Annotated in this window: 16 protein-coding genes and 1 riboswitch; of the genes, 7 read left to right on the top strand and 9 right to left on the bottom strand. The window is 45.4% G+C overall.

Annotation, left to right across the window (positions count from 1 at the left end):
* Nucleotides 1-171: 171 nt before the first annotated feature.
* The 4 genes from C170_RS04525 (at nt 172) to C170_RS04510 (ending at nt 5,601) form a co-directional block, all read left to right on the top strand.
* On the top strand, nt 172-873 hold the full coding sequence (locus tag C170_RS04525) for a response regulator transcription factor (protein WP_036606774.1): 702 nt from the start codon (nt 172-174) through the stop codon (nt 871-873).
* A 20-nt stretch (nt 874-893) separates the two neighbouring features.
* Nucleotides 894-2,336 carry a HAMP domain-containing sensor histidine kinase gene (locus C170_RS04520; protein ID WP_036606772.1) on the top strand — a complete coding sequence of 481 codons (1,443 nt, stop codon included), beginning with the start codon at nt 894-896 and terminating at the stop codon, nt 2,334-2,336.
* Nucleotides 2,337-2,437: 101 nt separating this feature from the next.
* A complete protein-coding gene (locus C170_RS04515) occupies nt 2,438-3,196 on the top strand; it encodes an ABC transporter ATP-binding protein (RefSeq protein WP_036606770.1) in 759 nt (252 codons plus the stop codon).
* Between the two features lie 2 nt (nt 3,197-3,198).
* Nucleotides 3,199-5,601 carry an ABC transporter permease gene (locus tag C170_RS04510; protein ID WP_036606768.1) on the top strand — a complete coding sequence of 801 codons (2,403 nt, stop codon included), beginning with the start codon at nt 3,199-3,201 and terminating at the stop codon, nt 5,599-5,601.
* An 83-nt stretch (nt 5,602-5,684) separates the two neighbouring features.
* On the opposite strand, the gene mmuM is transcribed toward C170_RS04510, so the two are convergent.
* The 8 genes from mmuM to C170_RS04470 form a co-directional block, all read right to left on the bottom strand.
* Nucleotides 5,685-6,761, bottom strand: coding sequence for a homocysteine S-methyltransferase (mmuM, locus tag C170_RS04505; protein WP_036606765.1), 1,077 nt, complete (start codon nt 6,759-6,761; stop codon nt 5,685-5,687).
* Nucleotides 6,739-8,151 (bottom strand): S-methylmethionine permease, encoded by a 1,413-nt coding sequence (gene mmuP / locus C170_RS04500; RefSeq protein ID WP_036606762.1) that lies wholly within the window; start codon nt 8,149-8,151, stop codon nt 6,739-6,741. The genes mmuM and mmuP overlap by 23 nt, the downstream gene beginning before the upstream one ends.
* A gap of 92 nt (nt 8,152-8,243) precedes the next feature.
* Nucleotides 8,244-8,345: riboswitch (SAM riboswitch) on the bottom strand.
* Nucleotides 8,346-8,415: 70 nt separating this feature from the next.
* Nucleotides 8,416-9,618: a Ger(x)C family spore germination protein gene (locus C170_RS04495; protein ID WP_051447013.1), complete on the bottom strand. Its 1,203-nt coding sequence runs from the start codon at nt 9,616-9,618 to the stop codon at nt 8,416-8,418.
* Complete coding sequence (locus C170_RS04490) at nt 9,615-10,715, bottom strand: spore germination protein (protein WP_036606759.1); 1,101 nt, start codon at nt 10,713-10,715, stop codon at nt 9,615-9,617. Before C170_RS04490 ends, C170_RS04495 begins: the two co-directional genes overlap by 4 nt.
* Nucleotides 10,716-10,754: 39 nt before the next feature.
* Nucleotides 10,755-12,467, bottom strand: a complete 1,713-nt coding sequence (locus C170_RS04485) for a spore germination protein (RefSeq protein WP_036606757.1) — start codon at nt 12,465-12,467, stop codon at nt 10,755-10,757.
* A gap of 148 nt (nt 12,468-12,615) precedes the next feature.
* Nucleotides 12,616-13,536, bottom strand: a complete 921-nt coding sequence (locus tag C170_RS04480; protein WP_235200715.1) for a methyl-accepting chemotaxis protein — start codon at nt 13,534-13,536, stop codon at nt 12,616-12,618.
* Nucleotides 13,537-14,008: 472 nt separating this feature from the next.
* Nucleotides 14,009-14,488, bottom strand: coding sequence for a VOC family protein (locus C170_RS04475; RefSeq protein WP_235200714.1), 480 nt, complete (start codon nt 14,486-14,488; stop codon nt 14,009-14,011).
* A 272-nt stretch (nt 14,489-14,760) separates the two neighbouring features.
* Nucleotides 14,761-15,204: a VOC family protein gene (locus C170_RS04470; RefSeq protein WP_036606754.1), complete on the bottom strand. Its 444-nt coding sequence runs from the start codon at nt 15,202-15,204 to the stop codon at nt 14,761-14,763.
* 87 nt (nt 15,205-15,291) lie between these two features.
* On the opposite strand from C170_RS04470, the gene C170_RS04465 reads away from it, so the two are divergent.
* The gene (locus C170_RS04465) at nt 15,292-16,260 is read left to right on the top strand and encodes a helix-turn-helix transcriptional regulator (RefSeq protein WP_036606752.1); all 969 of its coding nucleotides are present in this window, start codon (nt 15,292-15,294) and stop codon (nt 16,258-16,260) included.
* Nucleotides 16,261-16,298: 38 nt separating this feature from the next.
* Here C170_RS04465 and C170_RS04460 read toward each other — a convergent pair whose 3' ends face one another.
* Entirely contained in the window at nt 16,299-17,480 is a 1,182-nt protein-coding gene (locus C170_RS04460) for an MFS transporter (RefSeq protein WP_036606749.1), read from the bottom strand.
* A 168-nt stretch (nt 17,481-17,648) separates the two neighbouring features.
* On the opposite strand from C170_RS04460, the gene C170_RS04455 reads away from it, so the two are divergent.
* Nucleotides 17,649-18,530: a LysR family transcriptional regulator gene (locus C170_RS04455; RefSeq protein ID WP_081745853.1), complete on the top strand. Its 882-nt coding sequence runs from the start codon at nt 17,649-17,651 to the stop codon at nt 18,528-18,530.
* A gap of 21 nt (nt 18,531-18,551) precedes the next feature.
* A complete protein-coding gene (locus C170_RS04450; RefSeq protein ID WP_036606747.1) occupies nt 18,552-19,226 on the top strand; it encodes a VOC family protein in 675 nt (224 codons plus the stop codon).
* The last annotated feature ends 79 nt before the right edge of the window (nt 19,227-19,305 follow it).

The raw sequence follows: 19,305 nt of genomic DNA, 5'->3' as shown, positions 1-19,305 counted from the left end.
CGAGTAGAAAGAGAAGGCTCTTGAGTTTTATTCTCTACGCATTAAAGTAACTTACTCACTTCCCTCATGACTCATCCACATCAAACCTGTATAGTTAAAATCATAGGTTTTTCTTACAGTTTCAACCAACTAAACATCTTATATAGATACTCTAATAATGGAGCGATACATATGCTAACCCACCAGCGCAAAGTCCTCATCATTGAGGATGAATCAGATATTTCGCGCATTCTGCGAGATTATTTAACCAAAAATCAATATGAAACCGCCGTGGCAGCCACTGGACAAGATGGACTTCAGATCATGGAGCTTATTGAACCAGACTACATCATTCTAGATATTATGCTTCCGGACATGGACGGGATTGAAGTTTGCCGAGAGATCAGAAGGCGCAACAATATCCCCATCCTCATTCTAAGTGCCAGAGGCAGTGATACCGATAAGGTACTTGGACTTGGCTTTGGAGCAGACGACTATATGACCAAGCCCTTCTCGCTGAGCGAATTGTTAGCAAGGATTAATGCCCACTTCAGGCGTTATGACAGCATGACATCCGTTGGAGACAGAACAGATCTGCTGCATCTTGGAAACCTGGTGATTGATAAAAAAGCCTATAAAGTTACATTAAACGGATCGGAAGTTTCTCTGTCTGCCAAGGAATTCGAATTACTTCATTACTTGGCAAGCCATAAGAATCAGGTATTCTCCAAAGCCCAGTTGCTCGACGCCATCTGGGGATATGCAACCTACGGTGATGAAAATACCGTAACCGTATACATTCGCAGACTACGTGAAAAGATTGAGGCAGATGCCTCGCATCCGACCGTTCTGAAGACGGTATGGGGTGTCGGTTACAAATTCAATTACGAATAAGTGAGATTGGAGGCACCCACATGTCATTGAACAGCTGGTCCAAACGCTGGTTGTTAACAACACTTGGGCTTCTCATTATTATCGTTTTAAGTATCCTTGCACTGTCGATGATGCTGTTACAAGATCGAAATTCAGGCGTATCCAATCTGTCCCTGAATCAGGTTCGACTCAAGGTCAATCCAATCTTACTCGCTTTGGAGCAAAATCATCAGCATCTTAATGAACAAAATATTCGTGAAGTCATACGTTCCACCGCCAGAGAGACCGGGGTTCTGCTTACCTATCTAAACTTGGATGGAAAAGTCATTCTGTCCTCCGCCCCCACCTCTGAAGGGACGCAAGCTAATCTGCGTAAAGCTCTTCATTATGATCTGCATCATGCCACTCAGGCCGCGGACGGTAACGATTTGCTTGATATTGCGTTTCCTGTGATGGACGGACCCACGGGAAGTCAGATCGGCAATGCCATCTTTTCCATCCCCCAAGCCATGGTTACGGTTCAGCAATCGATGACTTTTCCGGTTATATTGATTAGCGCACTCCTGCTCCTGTCACTGATTCTGAGCTTATTTCTATTCTGGATGAAACGAAAACTGGACAAACACCTGCTCTCTCCCATCCATCAATTGAAGCAACATGCGGAATCCATGCTTAAAGGCAATTATGAAGAAAAAATCCAGTACAACCGGAACGATGAATTGCTCGAAGTATATGCCATGTTTGATCTAATGCGCACGGAGATTAAACATATGAGCGAGCAGCGTATTCAGCAGGAACAAGCACAAAAAGAACTCATCACCAATATATCTCATGACATTAAAACACCAATTACCACGATAAAAGTATACATAGAAGCTATTGAGGAAGGACTATGCAACGATCAGGAGACGCTGATGGAATATATGGGAGTGATGCGAACCCATACGGATAAAACAGCCCGCCTTGTGGAGGATCTGCTGGTTCATGCACTTCAGGAATTGGGGCAAATTTCGGTGGAAACCCGTGAGTTGTACAGTGGGCCTATACTGGAGACGATGTTGAAACCTATTGAACATGTTGTCCTAACAAAGGGGCTTATCTATAAAGGACCCAACTACATCCCCAATGTGTTAATCGCTATCGACCCCACTCGAATTGAACAGGTGATCTCCAATCTTGCCGCCAATGCCCTCAAGCATACAGCTCCAGGAGACACGATACGTATAGATATGGAACTGGAATCTGAGCATTTGAATGTGACGATTGCCGATTCGGGTCAGGGAATACGTGTACAGGACATGCCGTTTGTTTTTCAGCGTTACTTCAGAGGCCAGGCGAGTCATGCAGAACAACGTGTTCAGGAAGGTACAGGGCTGGGCCTTTCTATCTGCCAAAGCATTATTGAAGCACATGGAGGCCATATTTCCTTTACTAGTAAAGAAGGACAAGGTACAACCTTCCGGTTCTATCTGCCGATCTGCTGAGCACCCTCCACAGCTGTAATACTTTATTCATAATTCAATAAGGCTTCCTCAACATCCCTCCTCTAGAATGAATCCTATATTGCACTCGGGAGTGATTCGACTTGTCCAAAAAGGTGATTATCCGTGCACAGAATCTGTGCAAAACGTACAACAGCGGAAGTGAACAACATCATGCCATCCGTAATGTTGATCTTGACATCTATGAAGGGGAATTCACGGTCATCATGGGTAACTCTGGCTCTGGCAAATCAACCCTCTTATATCTGCTAAGCGGACTGGATCAGATTACAGCAGGTGAGGTCTATTTTCGCGACCAGCGGATTGACGCTTACAGTGAACGCCAAATGTCCGATTTCCGCACCCGCCGGATCGGTTATATCTATCAAAGTATCAATCTGGTCCCAGACCTTTCCATCAAAGAGAACATTGCTTTACCGGGATATATTGCAGGAAACAAAAAGAAGGACATCCTATCCCGCGCTGCTGAGTTGATGAATGCCATGGATATTGATGGACAGCGTAACCGCCTCCCATCCCAAACTTCCGGAGGACAGCAGCAACGAGCTGCGATTGCACGGGCTTTGATCAATTCGCCGGATATCATTTTTGCCGATGAACCGACCGGAAGCTTGAATATGGAACATGGCACAGCCGTTCTCGATATCCTTACAGATATGCATCGAAAAGGACAGTCTGTTGTTATGGTGACGCATGATATCAAGGCCGCCTGTCGGGCAGATCGCCTGATCTATATTCAAGACGGCAAGATTGGCGGAATCCTTGAGTTTGACACCTATGACGAACATCAAATTCAGGATCGTGAAGCGATTATCTTCGCTTTGGTTACGGGGAAGGAATAACGATGGCTGTCATATTTAAACTTAGCTTGTCGTATCTGAGTAGGAACAAAATACAAAATGCGTTGATTGCGCTGCTCCTGCTTCTCTCGACACTTCTTGTATCTACAGCTACTGTCATTCTGGCGAACACCGGCAATCAGTTTTATGAAATGCATACCCGAACCCATGGATCTCATCAGATCCTGACGTTTGAAAAAGGACTGAATGACCCTGACGCTGTGCACAACTGGTGGGCTTCTCAGGATGGAGTTCAGGTGTCCCCTTTGCTAACGTATCGTACATTTTCAGGCATCATTTTGAATGAAACTCACATCCCTAACATCTACCTGTACATGTTTAATACGCCTCCACCGCCATGGGGTGTGGATGAACTGATTTTCTCAAGCGGGACGCCCGACACAGTTCCCGAACAAGGCTCCGTCTGGATTCCAACGTCCATGGCGAATGCTTATCATATCTCGGTAGGTGATACCATTGGCTTCAAAACCGGCTCAAGCACACTTGAATTGAATGTATCGGGCATTGTCATCGATGTACCATACGGGGCACCCTTCTCCAATACAGCACGGGTCTGGATGAATCCTGCCGATTATCAACATGATCTCGCTACACTTGCTGGCAACGAGAATCGTATGATGGGCATCCATTTTAACGATTACAGCATGAATTCGGTGTATTGGGAACGGTACAATCGTGAGACAGGTATTCCGTTTCTGGAATCCAAAATGGAGTTCGAGGCCATTGCCTCTTTTTATCTGATCATCAATCAGGTTATTGGATTCATCATGATATTCATGGGTGTTGTCATGCTCTCTATCGCCCTGATGACCATCGGATTTACGATTGCGGATGCCATCCTGGCCAATTACAGAACGATAGGAATCCTCAAATCACTAGGTCTGACTTCCCGAAAAACGATAGGCACCTATGTTATTCAATATGCATTGATATCCATCGTAGCCATTATCCCAGGACTTGCACTCAGTATATGGATATCCAAATGGATCATTAATATTTCTGTATCCTCTCTTCGAGTGGGGAATCAGAACATTCCAGTCCATGGATTGGATGCGGCCATACTGTCCGGCGTACTACTATTTGCTCTAGTGATTCTGTTCACTGTGTTATATGCCAAAAAGGCACGCAGCATACAGCCCGTGCAAGCTATTCGTTATGGTATGTCGGAGACAGATCACGGCCGGATGGCTGGCAAAATGAATTCGCCATGGGCACACTGGATCGGATTTACACGACTGCCTGTCACCGCCGTACTTGGATTCAGACATGTGTTCAAAAACACCAAAAGCTCTGTTCTAACACTCCTGCTAGCCACCATGGCTTCCTCCGTACTTGTTCTGGGTTATGTTCTGCTGACCAGTATAACCGGAATTGAACAGACCGCAGCTAAATGGGGGTATGACAATGCCAATATCGCAGCAGTAGTCGTGAACAAAGGTAACTTTCCAAAGACTGTATTGAAACACACGTTAGAAGAGGATACAAGGATTAGCAATGCAGGCTGGCAAGGGAACACAACGGGTGTAATTAGCCCGGAGTCTTCTGCAACAGTGAAGGGCCAATCCCTCAGTCTCAACTTGAGTGTACTGGACGGGAGTTATCAGGAACTTGGATTCGAAACGTTAAAAGGGGGTAACCCACAACATGCGAATGAAATTGCCCTTGGTGTAAGTGTAGCCAAAACATCAAATAAAGATCTCGGTGATCTTATCGATATCTATATTGAAGGAGAAAAGCGTACATTCCTCATCACAGGCATCTATCAGGCGATCGCCAACATGTCTGTTTCAGGCAGAATCACCATTGATGCCATGAGAAGTGTGAACCCCGGTTATAGTGAATTTGATGTTATCTTCATCAATGTGAACGATATGGCACAAGCGGGTAAGGTTGCCTCTGAATTAAATGAGCAATTTAAAGATTTTGCTTCGGTAGTCACTCAGAAGACTTTGCTTGATTCGGTTTACGCGGAAGCCGCTAACATCCTGATCTATCCGATGAGCCTGATCGGATTGCTGTTTATCATTGTGACGTTCATCATTATTTTCAGTACTTGTAGAATCAATATCCGTAAAGAAAGCAGAACGTACGGGATATACAAATCGCTGGGAATGACATCTCGCCAAATCCGGTTGTCGCTCACCATGGGAATGTTCATACTGTCCTCCGTGGGAGCCATACTGGGTATTTTCGTCGGCGTATACCTGCTGCCTCTTCTACTCGAAATGGTCCTTTCCGGTTATGGTATCGTACAGCTTCCACTGATCCTGCATTGGGGTGGAATGGTACTGTTCACCTGTCTAAGCATCATTGCAGCCAGTCTTGGCTCGTGGTTCTCTTCGAGAATCATTCGGGAAGCATCGCCACGTATGCTGGTTATCGAATAATGTAATCAGAATGCCTTAACACAATAAAACAAGCCCTTCCATACCTCTATAGGATGTGGAAGGGCTTGTTATCATGATATGAACTAATTCCGCCATTTCTTCGCAAGTACACCAATCTGATGTGGCGTAGTACGGCAGCAGCCGCCAATAATTTGCGCGCCCGCAGCAACCCACTGTTCCGAAGCATCACTCATGCTGCCACATGTACCCTGTCCACTCCACGTCTTCGTCACTGCATCATACGTCTCACCTGAGTTCGGATACACAATAACAGGTTTGTCGCTGGCACGGCTAAGAATACTTACGGCTTCCGTCACCACTTCCATGGGAGCGCAGTTCAGGCCAATTGCCGCAACCTGCGGCTCGGAGCCAAACGTCTGTGCACATACCTCAAGCGGTGTGCCCTCGCTGATGCTTGTCCCGTCTTTTAAAGAAAATGATAACCAGGCATACGCATGAGGAAACTCCTTCAGTACATCAACCAGCACCTGTGCTTCCTGCAAGGAAGGAATCGTCTCAAACGCCAGAATATCAGCACCCGCTTCAATCAGCGCCGCCATACGTGGACGGTGAAATGCGGCAAGCGTCTCATCCGACACGTCGTAATGTCCCACATACTCTGAACCATCCGCCAGATAGGCGCCGTACGGACCAACGGAACCGGCAATAATTGGACGTGGACGAAGACTGTCTGCTTCGCGATCCCCTGTACGATCTGTTATGTTCTCCTCGTTCTCCTCGTTCTCCACGTTCTCGGAACGTACTGAAGGAGCTTTTACAAGCTGACCTGTCGAGCTTTCTCTCCCTACTACACCGCTCTGCACTTCTGCCCATACGTCATCTCTCGCCTGTACAGCCAGTTCCACCGTCTTCCGGATCAGCTCCAGTGCTGACTGTTCATCGATCCCTCTCTTGCGGAAACCATCCACCGTCGCCTGATAACTGGATGTAATCGCACAGTCGGCTCCTGCTCGAAAATAATCTGCATGGACCTGAACAATAACATCCGGATTCTCAAGCAACACACGAGCAGACCATAGTGGATCATCGAGATCACATCCATGCTGTTCGAGTTCCGTAGCCAACGCTCCATCCAGAATCATGACCGGATGTTCACGAAGGATCTGTTCTATGGGGTTAGTCTGTTGTTCTTGCGTCATGTACTTGTCCTCTTTTCTTATTCACACGTTCTGTCAGATAATAAGCAGCGTAACATACTGCGATAAACGGAACCCCACAATACAGCGCAATCCGCTGTGTCGGGTCAAAGGCAATACCTATGCATGAAGCCAGGCATAATATAAATGAAACAATTGGTACCACCGGATACAGTGGTGTGCGGTAGACCAGATCTTTGACCGCATGTCCTTCCCGGATATATTGTCTGCGGAACATGTATTGGGAAGCGCTGATGCTCATCCATACCGCAACGACAGCCAGACCTGAAATGGAAACCAGCGTAATATACACCGTACCTGGTGCAATAATACTGGACAGCAATGCCAGCGCACCACCCACCATACTAATCAGAAGTGCATTCAGGGGTACACCCTGTTTGGTCAATTTGGCAAACCACGGGGAGATCGTTTTTTTGTCAGCCAGAGACCAGAGCATCCGCGACGAAGCATACAGGCCTGAATTGGCAGCAGAGAGAATCGCCGTCAGAATAACAAAGTTCATAATATCTGCTGCATAGGGTACACCCACCCGCTCCATTACCGCTACAAATGGACTTTCCAGTACACTGGCATCCGACATGGGTAGCAAGGCCGACAAGATAACAATCGTTCCGATGAAGAAAATAACCAAACGCCACAGCGTTGTATGAATAGCCTTTGGTATCGTCTTTTCCGGGTTCTCCGTCTCACCGGCGGCAATCCCGATTAACTCGGTGCCTGAGAAGGCAAAGTTTACAGCAAGCATGGTCATCAATATCGCTGTAGCCCCATGAGGGAACCACCCGGATGCGGTAATATTCGATATAAATGGAGCCGGTTCAGAATCCGCCATCGGGATGATGCCGAACATGGCTGCGCCACCGATTATAATGAAGATTACGATAGTCACTACTTTTACAGATGAGAACCAGAACTCGGATTCCGCAAAAAATTTCACCGTTAGAGCGTTAAACAGAAAGATCATCAGTGCAAAAACCGCGCTCCATATCCATACGTTTACCGATGGGAACCAGCGCTGCATAAGCAATCCGGCGGCTGTGAATTCGGAGCCAAGCGCAACAGTCCAGGTTAACCAGTATAACCAAGCCACCGTGTAACCTGTTGCCGGTCCGATATATTTGGCTGCATAACTATGAAATGCTCCCGTCTCTGGCATATGAACAGACAGTTCACCAAGACAGAGCATCACCAGATATACAACGATGGCTCCAATCAGATAGGACAGAATGGTTCCCAGTGGTCCCGCCTGCTGAATGGTGTAACCTGAGCTGAGGAATAATCCCGTTCCAATGACTCCTCCGAGAGAGAGCATGACCACATGCCGTGCCTGCATTTTCCGCTGAAAATGCCCTTTGTCGTTGTTGTTCTCCATACCTTCTGCTCCCCTACTTCTTCATCCAGAAAAAACAAAAAAGACCCACTCTGCCTAAAGAGTGCGCCGTTACTGACAAATAAAAACAAACGCTCCTATCTATCAGGCTTTCACCCGCTGGAATTAGCACAGTATCCTTCAGATCTGTTGCTGAGGTTTCTAAGGGCCAGTCCCTCCACCTCTCTGGATAAGAAAATGATTTTTTACTAATATAGCGATCTATCATGAATGTGTCAACAATTAAATAATATATGGCACACCTCGCTATTCGGTGGAAGACCCCGGATTCGTGATGGTGGTCTTTACCTCATAGGTGATCGGCACGGTGCTAAAAATTTTATCCCAATCGTCTTTGACTTTTTTCCATGTTTTAGGTTCTTTAATACGCAAGCTATCCCGAAAATCCGCAACATCTACTTTATAGGTATGCTGCAGTTTGTATAACAACTGTCGAATCTGTTGTTTGGCAAGTTCAGCAAATTCTTTTTCCAATTCACTGAGATACGCACCTTTTTCCTCTTCCTCGGGAGCACGCCAATCCTCCATCAACCAGCCTTCGGATTCAGTTTTCACATGGAATGAAATATCATCGCCAACCACTTTTGGAATTATTGTTGTTTTTTTCTTCTTCATTTCATATACAACAGTGAACCCCTCTTTATTGTATGTCTTCAAGATACCTCCTTTTTCTTTAGGTCTGAGCCAAGATAGCCCTTCTAGATCCGTTTGGCTGAGTTCCCCGATGAATTTGGTTGTTTTCCCATCAAAGATACTGGCACCGGAGAACTTGTCCTCTCCATTGAAGTTCAGTACATTCTGGAGCAAAAAGCTGGAACCGGATTGCATTTGTGCATCTAATTTGGAGAGTAGAACGGGGTCCAGGATTTTATTGGACAAGTATGAATTACCGGTAATACCTGTAAGATAAAATGCTGGAATCCGGGAAGGATCATCTGAAGTCAGTACATCAACAGCGCGATGATGGCTAATCAACACCAGACAGTTAGGACGAATATCGTTATCCCGAAGTACAAAATCCAGCAGCTGGTCCAGACCATACTTTTTGGCGATATCCTTGGACACAACGATAACCTTCAGATGATGTCCGATGAGCGGATGATCTCGTCTCAGTGCAAACTGACGAAAGATTTGCAGCAATGAATCTCCGGTAAGCTGTTCATTGGAATAGGACGTTTTACCAGAAGCAGGCGAACCGGATTGTTGGCTCTTTTGACTGCTGGAATTACCGGGAGCAATCTGTACCGTGGCCGTCAAATTGTTCTGCTTGGAGTACCCTCCTCCCTGATTGGCGATGTTCTCCTCAAATTCCGTCTCTTTGCCGATATCGATCCCGAGACCAACGTAGACACTTAGATCCTCTATCTCTCGACTGCTCCAACATCCGGATATCGTTAAGAGAATGCATAATACAGTGGCTAAGCGTAACAACATGCGGAATGTAATCATGCATGCTTGCCTCCTTTTTTGCGAATCAGACTTAACAACAGTAGTACCAGAGGTAAAATGCCAAACAAAAATACGGACACATTGCCTAGCATATCTCCTAGTACGAAGGTATCATCCACTGTTTTGGGTATCATTGCTGTCAGATAAATGAACGGCAGCAGGCCGTACATGATGCCTTTGATTTTTTTGGAACGAAACAAATCACGAATACCCACCGAAGCGCAGTAATGTGTAATTGCTGTAGTCGAAAAGATTTGCATAATCCAGATGACCAGCAATAAGGATTCAAAACGCTCGAATATCAGACCCTGGATTTCGAAGCTTCTTACCAAATCCAGTGTTGGCCAGGTTCGAGTTTTGATGCCATCGAGCGATAAACTGCCTATAACCATCACCACCGTGATCAAGTAGATAATAGTGGATATGAGTATCCCCCAGGTCATCGCTTTATTGCTCTTCTTCGGATTTTTCATATAGGCAGTCATGATTAACATCACCTCATAGCCCGTATAAGATAATAGTGAAGGCTTCAACCCTTGGAAAACGGGCATAATCCCATCACCGAGGACGGGTCTCAGATTGCCAATCTCGAATAGCTGATTACTAAGCAAAATTTCAATCACAAATATAATAATCGTAATCGGAAGGATGATCTCAAACACGCGTACGATAACGCCAAGCCCGCCTGAAATCATATATACACCGATCCACATGAAGACCATCACAATCACCCAGGTGGGGGTGCGTTCGAGCAGATACATCCCTGTTACTTCAGCCATAACTCTGATTTCGAATGCGGCAATAACTATGAAATACATAATCATAGACAATCCCAGTATGTAAGCAATCCAGCTGCCCGTAATCTCACGGGTGAACTGGAAGACGGTTTTCTCCGGGAATCTGCGACACAGCGTAACCAGAATAATTCCGACGCCTAAGATAATGAATCCAGATAGGATAATGGAAATCCAGACATCCGGTGTTCCGACAGCTTTGCTGGTCGTTCGAGGTAGTGTCAATATCCCGGCACCAAGCATGTAATTGACAATAATTACAACGGCCTGTGTCGTGGTTAGCTTTCCTTGGGAGCCATTCACTTTAGTTCACCTCCAGACCTTCAGTAGATGGAATTCCGTTTATTTTTTCCGATCATCATCGATCGGATTAGTCATCTTGGGACGCATTCTCATCATGTTTAGCGGAGCACGGATAACAAAATCCTTCCATTCATTCATGTGATAAGGAACGGCTGGTGCAACATAAGGTACGCCAAAGCTTGAGAGTCGTGCCAGATGTGTACACACAAGCAGAAAGAACATAACCACGCCAAACAATCCAAGTACGGCTGCGCTGAACATAGCGGCAAATCGTAGAATCCTTAGCGTTAATCCCGCACTATAGACAGGAATCGTAAAGGAAGATATGGCTGTTACCGCAACGACAATGACCAGAAATTGGCTTATTATTCCCGCTTGCACCGCTGCTTGGCCAATAATCAGACCTCCTACGATACCCATCGCTGGCGCAATCGGTTTGGGCAAGCGTATCCCGGCCTCCCTCAAGATTTCAATTGAAAGCTCCATGATGAGTACCTCAATAATTGAGGGGAATGGCACTCCGGTACGCGTTTCAATAATCGTCAATACCAGCTTGGTTGGAATAAGACCCGGATGGAACGAGATAAACGAGATATAGAGCGCAGGAGCAAGCAATGCCAGCATCGCGGCCATAAAACGCAGCACTCGCAAAAATGTTCCAGGAATCCAGCGTTCATAATAGTCCTCTGGAGACTGAAGCAACATGCTAAAGGTCACCGGTACAATTAATACAAATGGCGTTCCATCCAACAAAATTGCCACTCGGCCTTCCAGAAGGGCACCCATCACTCGGTCAGGTCTTTCCGTATTCAGTACCTGCTGAAAAGGACTCAGCGTATTATCTTCGATGAGTTGTTCCACATAACCTGATTCGAGCATTGAATCCATATCCATCTCTTCGATTCGCTTGCATACTTCTGCAACGAGATTTGGATCGGCAATATCCTGAATATAGGCTATCGCCAAATCTTTTTTGATCCGTGAACCCACTTCATACTTCTTAATAAACAGGCTCTGATCACTTCCATAACGACGTAAAATGCCTGTATTATCGCTTAATTGCTCTGTAAAACCAATACGAGGCCCACGAAGCAGTCCCTCTGACAAGGGTTCATTCATACCTCTTGTTTTGATCTTATGAGCTCCAATTAATAAAGCACCTGGCAAACCATCAACCAGCAGTGCATTTTTCCCAAACAACACACCAACTGCGAGTTCTTGGAGGGACTTCGTCTCCTCAACCAGACTGACAGGAAGTAATTGATCTTGCAGATATGCCGACAGTAAGTGTGCGTTGTCTGGATGGAGAAAACCCTCCTGCTTAAGTAGAGGAACACCTTCGAACATCAACGGTGTAATCAAGTGATCATCAACTAAGTCCTGATCTACCAGGCCTTCGGTATAGATGACCGCAGCCCGTGTATTCGTTCCCTTAATAATAAATTCTCGAATATGCACGTCTGCATTGAGTCCAAAGCTTTCTTTCACACTCGTCAGATTTATGCTGTACTTTTCGGTTATTTTAATATTGGCATAGTGGCCTGTTTCGGTCCCTTCACCCTGCCCTTTGGCTGCTGGCGAGATATCCTTCGAGGATATGGACGATGGCTTGGAACGAGAGAAGCTTCCGCGCTTAATGGCAGCATTGATCCAGCGCATGCTCAATGTAATACCAATTGGAATGATGAAGACCAAGAATGCCTGAATCCATATGGACCAATCCGGCACGTAGGATACAATTGTTGACCACATGTTCCCACCCCAACATTTCTCTGCATGACATAGCTGCAGGTATTCCCAAGTATTGTGTCCCCGTTTGATCACAATAATTCCCGTTTTTTTGAGTACTGAACGACAAAAAAACGGTTCCTGTGCAAGGAACCGCTATTACTATATATTGTTATACGATTCTGGTCACATGCTCCGCTTTGGCATCCAACAAGTGAGCTGAAGCAGCAATTGCTGTAAAATCATTCAATGCGATCTCAATCTGCTTCTGGCTCTGCTCCACATATTCTTCTACTTTTTTGGTACCACCCGTGATATTACCAATCTCCTTGGTTATTCCAGTCACGCTATCACGAATCTCATTAATCGAACTCTCCACCATTGCGGATAGTTTCTTAACTTCCTTGGCCACGATATCAAATCCTCGTCCGTATTCTCCTGCATGTGCAGCCTCAATGGCAGCATTCAACGCGAGCAGTTGCGTCTGAGACGAAATCTCGCGTATCGTTCGTACCACGCCCTGAATCGATCCGGCCTGTTCCTGCAGATGGGTCAACGTTGCACGGTTAGAAGTTGACACCTCTGAGATATAGGAGATACTGGACATTAATTCCTGGCTCCGTTCAATGCCTACATCTGCCTGCCCATTCAGTTCATGGGACATCGTTTTCAGCTCATTCACTACGACCGAAATGTTGTTCTGACGGTTGGTAATGTTGGTGGCGATTTTGGATACACCCAGTATCTTCTGATTTGTCTCATCGTACACCGGCATATATGTCGCCTCAAGCCATACGGAATTCCCCTTTGCATCCTTGCGTTCAACCTTGTCCTGGAAGCTGACACCATTAAATATGCTATTCCAAAAAGCATCATATTCCGGAGTATTTGCAAATTGACCGAAGCACAGTTGCTGATGCTTCATGCCGTACATCTCATCTACCGTATATCCCATCGTCTGGGCAAAGACTTCATTCACGTAGGTTACCCGGCGATCCAGATCAAATCGAATGATAGCAAGACTTTTCTCCATCGCCTTGATGACCATTGCATCGGTGACAACATCTTTCTTTTCCATATCTAATATAGACACTTGATAACCCCCACAGTTCATTCCATAATAGACAGCCTTTAACTAGCAAAAAACAATCATAACAACATATGTATCCATCAGGTTCTAGATGGCTCTACTATGGATACCCGATTTGCAGCATTTTGGATCACCTGTTGTTATTTATTTTTATTGCAACCCTGTGAAGTCAAAATATATAGTTGTTCCTTCGTTTCAATGCTTCTCCAATATCCTGGATAAAAGGGTTCCATCAACATACTTTCGGAGCATATTCATCGTCCAGAAAAGAGACGTTATAACTTATCTTATCCGTAAAATATCTCTGTATCTACTAGTACGTATCGTAACATAAGGCAAAGAGGTATACACTTCTGTATTTGTAACGTATTTGTAACATAATTTCTGATTTTTAGTAACCGTTTAACCCCTATATACAAGAAAAACAGAACGATTTGTCATGCGTCGTTCTGTTTCTTATCCAGTCTCATCTTTATTATTTTTTTCGTGGTGTCCAGCGCTTTGTTTCACTGTGATTCGGATACTGAATGCCCGCAGGATAGGAGATCAGCTCGATCAGCATCCCCCAAGGTGCTCTTCCATACACAAACTGATTGCCTTCTCCACCTTCAATATGACCGGTCAATGCCCCAGGCTCTGTTAGCAACACCCCGCCCGCTTCCTTGAAGTGTCGTGCAGCTTCTTGCATATCGTCCACATACAACGCCATATGCTGCAATCCGTAATCTGATGCCCTAACTGGCTCCGATTGCGCTGTATTCGTGTACTGAAATAACTCTATACTAGCGCTCTCCCCGAGCGATAACATCCGAATATGAATAACCTTTGCTCCTGAACGCAGTCCTAATTTAAGCTCTGCCTCGGGTCCTTCCTGTGGGGGATCATCCGGCGTTATATGGTCATAGGCAAGTTGAGCTCCAAACGCCTGTTGTAGAAATAGTGTCGCCTGCTCCATATCCGTACAGTTATTCCAATATGGTCGATTCCTCTCGTAATCATGTTATCCCTTCTTTCCTTTATCCATTGAACTTGCTTGTACACAGCGACATCCGTACCTATATGATTTACACGAAAAGGGGTCCGCTATAACCATCGGTTGCTCGAACAACCTTGTATTGAAACCGAAGAAAGAAGAGCGCATGATATCCATGGCTCTTCTTTTTTTGATGTTTTTAAGTTAGTTACAGGTTTACATACCGAGTGCTTAACCGGGGGCCTGAACTCATTTTAAAAATCGTGTACAGTGACACATAGCTGAATCGCAATGCCAAATGGGTCCCGTACAATACCGTATCCTGGGCTGAATTCATTTTGTTCATACGGTACCAGTATCTTCACACCCTCATGTTGCATCAGAGAATGATACAGTTGATCGATGGTATCTTTATCCTTGGATTGAATACATAGTGACGTGCTGTTCCCCAGCTGCCATGCTCTCTCCGTGTCCATTGCTTCTTCCGCAATCATGACTTTGTTAACCCCAATCTCCAGCACCGAATGTGTAATATACTCATCTTGACCGGCAGGGTACTCGAAACCTGGGTTCATCTCCTTCATCTCTTTATAACTTTTCTTGAATATCACCTTGGCACCCAGAAACTCTTCATAAAAAGCAATGGCTGCCGCCGCATCCCCGTTCATCGACAAAAATGGTATCACTTCAAAATTCATTATATTGCCTCCTTGTTCCTATTGGATTACACTTATCACTATAACAACGAAAGGTGCCAATCTATGGCACCATTAAGAGGGTTTGATATGAAAAAATCAGAACGTATGAACCAGATGCTGCGCTTCATTAATCAAAAACAACAGTTCACCCTGCAAGATCTCATGCAGGAGTTCCAGATCTCCAAACGAACCGCGTTAAGAGATATCGCTTCATTGGAAGAGTTAGGTGCGCCCATCTATGTCGAATATGGACGCTACGGCGGATATCGACTGTTGCAACAGATGCAGCTGCCTCCCATTTCGTTTAATACGGGGGAGCTTCATGCCCTTTATTTTGCGATGCAGGCTCTTCGCAGCTTCTCCAGCCTACCCTTTCAAATCTCTTTCCGTACCATTCATGAGAAATTTATGAACGCGTTATCCGACAAGCAACGACAGGATATTGAGAACATCCAACACCGGGTTTACTTCCAACATACCGAGCAGATCGGCGACAGTGCACATTTGGAGTTTCTGTTGATGGCTGCTGTTCAGAATATAGTGATCCAGATTACGTACGCTAATCAGCGTAGATCCTCTGATCAAAGGCCATCTTCTGCAAACACCAATATCCGCACCATTCAACCCATCGCGCTCTATGCCAGGAAAGGTTATTGGTATTGTCAGGCCTATGATCTGCATAAACAAGCGTATCGTGTATTCCGCTGCGACCGCATCATTTCAGCCGAAACAACGGAGATTGAACCTTTAACTCATGTAAAGGAACTCTATTCACAGGATGCCCAATCTCTATGGAAACCATCGGAACAAGCAATTCCATTCAAATGCCTGATGGACGAAGCCGGGATTGAGCTATTCCAGCAAGAACATTTCCCATCTATGCAGATCATCGAGAAGATGGGACACATGTATCTTGTTGGTTCGTATGAACCTCACGAGCTTGATTTCATAGTGAGATATCTTGCAGGCTATGGTAAATCGATTAAGATTATGGAGCCCGTCATCTTACAGAAAGCATTAAGGCAGTACTATCTGGACTTGTTGGATCATGTATAAAGATCATATTTCTATATCCATTTTACTTCACATGCCTTTTAGCTCTGCTCCCGGCTAACTTTCAAACTTTTTTTATTACCAACAGCCAATTGAACGATAATCTGCAACACGATGATGATAGCCAAACCATAAAATGCTTGCACGAAGCTGCCTGTTAGATCGCGGAGCCAACCAATCGCCAGCGGCCCAAGTGCTCCAAGAATGTAGCCACCAGATTGAGTCATAGCGGACCAGCTACTCGCTTCCTGAGCATTGTTTGTCTCATCAATCGGCAACATAAGTGCAATCGGGAACAGTCCACCTGCACCAATACCGAGCGGAATCGCCGCGAGCCACGGACTGACAGAGAGATTCAGCATCAGGACACCTATTAACTCCAACATCGCACATCCAACAAGCCAGAAGACACGTCTTTGGTACCGATGTACAAGCATGGGAATGAATAACGTTGAGGGCAGTGATATCAATGTAAATAACGTTTGGATGTTGCCAGCAGTCTCTTGGCTATATCCATGGCTCTGAATGGCTGGCGCAAGCCAGGCGGTTAATGAATAGAAGATCGCGGCCATCAGTCCAAAGAACAGTGTCAGCACCCATGCACGCCTGTTCTTCACCGGAAGTGGTGCATGGACTACAGCCGAAGTTTGTCCGGATTGCCGCTCTGTACGCGCAGACCAAGCTAATTTTAACCAGATTGGCAATGCAATGGCAGCGAGTAATGCCCATGTAGCCAAAGAACCTCTCCAAGATCCACCCAACGTATGCTGAAGCGGAACCGATAATCCCACACTAATGCTGGCCCCCATCACCATTGCTGTTGAATAGATGCCGACCATGGCTGCCACTCGGTTAGGGAAATACTGCTTAATGAAGCTGGACAACAGCGGCCCTGCCAATGCAATCCCTACACCTGACAGAAAAGAAGTGAACATCATCAACGGAGTTGCGCCTACAAACAATCGTAATCCCGTACCTATCCCAATAAGGATTAAAGCCAGCACAATGGCACCTTCGTTCCCCCACCTTCTACTTAGTCTTACAGAGAATGGAGCGAATATGCCCATACATAATACCGGTAGTGTAGTTAAAAGACTGGCGGTCATGCCGCTCAAACCCAGATCATTCTGTATGGTACTCATCAGAGGAGAAATGGAAGTAATCGGTGGTCTTAAGTTCAGTGAAGCCAGAATAAGCGCCAATACAATATAAAAAAGTTTCATTATGGATCACCTCATGGGAGTAGTATTCTTGCCTTCACCAAAGATCCTATTTGTTAATGTCAGGATCTTTGAGTGTTGCACGATTAAGTATAGATTCATTATAATGATTGAACAATACTATTGTTTCTATTAAAATGATTACTAAAACCAATGATCAGAGGTGAATTCATGGAGATTCGTCAAATGGAAAACTTTATTACGGTGTGTGAGGAGCTTCATTTTACACGGGCAGCTGAGAAACTTGGCATATCTCAACCTACGTTGAGTCAACAAATACGTGGGTTGGAGGATGAACTTGGTGTTCCTTTGTTTGACCGCGTCGGCAAAAAGATTGTGATGACCCAGGCAGGCACTCTGTTTCTGGAGCACTGTGTACAGATGATCCGGCATTTACAGAATACCCAGGATGCGCTAGCTGAATTTCGGAATGATCAGCGGGGACGATTGGTTATTGGTGTTCTTCCATCCGATTTGGATTACCGTATCACTCCGCTGCTCGTTGATTTTCATGCCCGATTCCCCAAGGTACAATTGAAGGTTATCTCTTCGATCTATGTAGTAAATCAAGTGTTGGAAAATGAAGTCGACATCGGCATCGAGATCACGTCTCCCCCGGATAGGCGGCTTGTACGCATTCCTTTGTGCAGTGAAGAATATGTACTGGTCGTATCCGAGAATCATGATTGGGCTGAACGAAGCACAATTGAAATTCAGGAGTTACGTGATATCCAAACGGTGATGTTCCCCGAAGGATTTACGGGCAGAGAATTGGTCGATGGCTATTGCCGTAAATATGGATTTACCCTAAATACCATCATGGAGACCAGTTCGGCAACCTCCATCATTAGCCTGGTCAAAGCCAACGTCGGAGGAACACTGCTGCCTTATCCTCTGATCAAAGCCATGAATGAGCCCACGCTACGTTGCATCCGAATTACAGACGATCCGCCATACCGGCACTTTGAGATCATCCATCGGTCCGACCGTTACCTGACGCAATCGGCCAAGGCATTTATTGAGAAAACAATCGAGTATTTCGATCAAAGGTGAGATTAAAAGGAGGATGTTGAAATGATAATAAGAGAAGTTGGTTTGTTGACACATCAGGTCGAGGCCATAAAAGAGTTTTACGGTACACTACTGGAATTGAATCTTGTGGAGGATACTGCAACATGCGTTTCATTCCGTGCGGGGAACTCGGTCCTCTCTTTCAAGAAGGCGCCAGAACAAGAAAAGCCCTACTATCATGTAGCATTTACGATTCCAACGAATAAACTTGCTGATGCAAAAAGATGGGCTCAAGACCGTAACATTTCATTGCTATCCAAAGATGGACAAGATGAATTTTATTTCCCCTACTGGGATGCAACAGCCTTCTATTTTTATGATCCAAGCGGCAACTTGATGGAATTTATCGCTCACCATTCATTCGATAATGCAGTTGATGAAGCTTTCGAAGCGAAGCATCTGTTATGTATTAGTGAAATCGGTCTGCCTGTCGATGATGTTCCTGAGACAATGAACACATTGAATGAGCATTATCAACTTGAACCATTTGCCGGAGACGGAAAACAATTCTCCCCCACGGGTGATGCAGAAGGCATGTTTATTGTCATTGATAAACAGAAGCCATGGTTCCCAGACGGACGTATGCCTGGTGTATTTGTTACAGAGGTGAAGGTGGAAACTGGGCAGCCCGGTAATCTGCGTATACAGGACGGCCTATACTCCATTGTATCTAATTAAAGGAGAACAACTAAAAAAGCCGAATGAAGTCAGGAATATGATCCTGACTTCACTCGGCTTCTATGACTTGACTTTAAAC

The sequence above is a fragment of the Paenibacillus sp. FSL H7-689 genome, assembly GCF_000517905.1.
GTDB classification, from domain to species: domain Bacteria; phylum Bacillota; class Bacilli; order Paenibacillales; family Paenibacillaceae; genus Paenibacillus; species Paenibacillus amylolyticus.
Note: the sequence above shows the minus strand (reverse complement) of the source record. Positions and strands in the feature narration are given on the sequence as shown.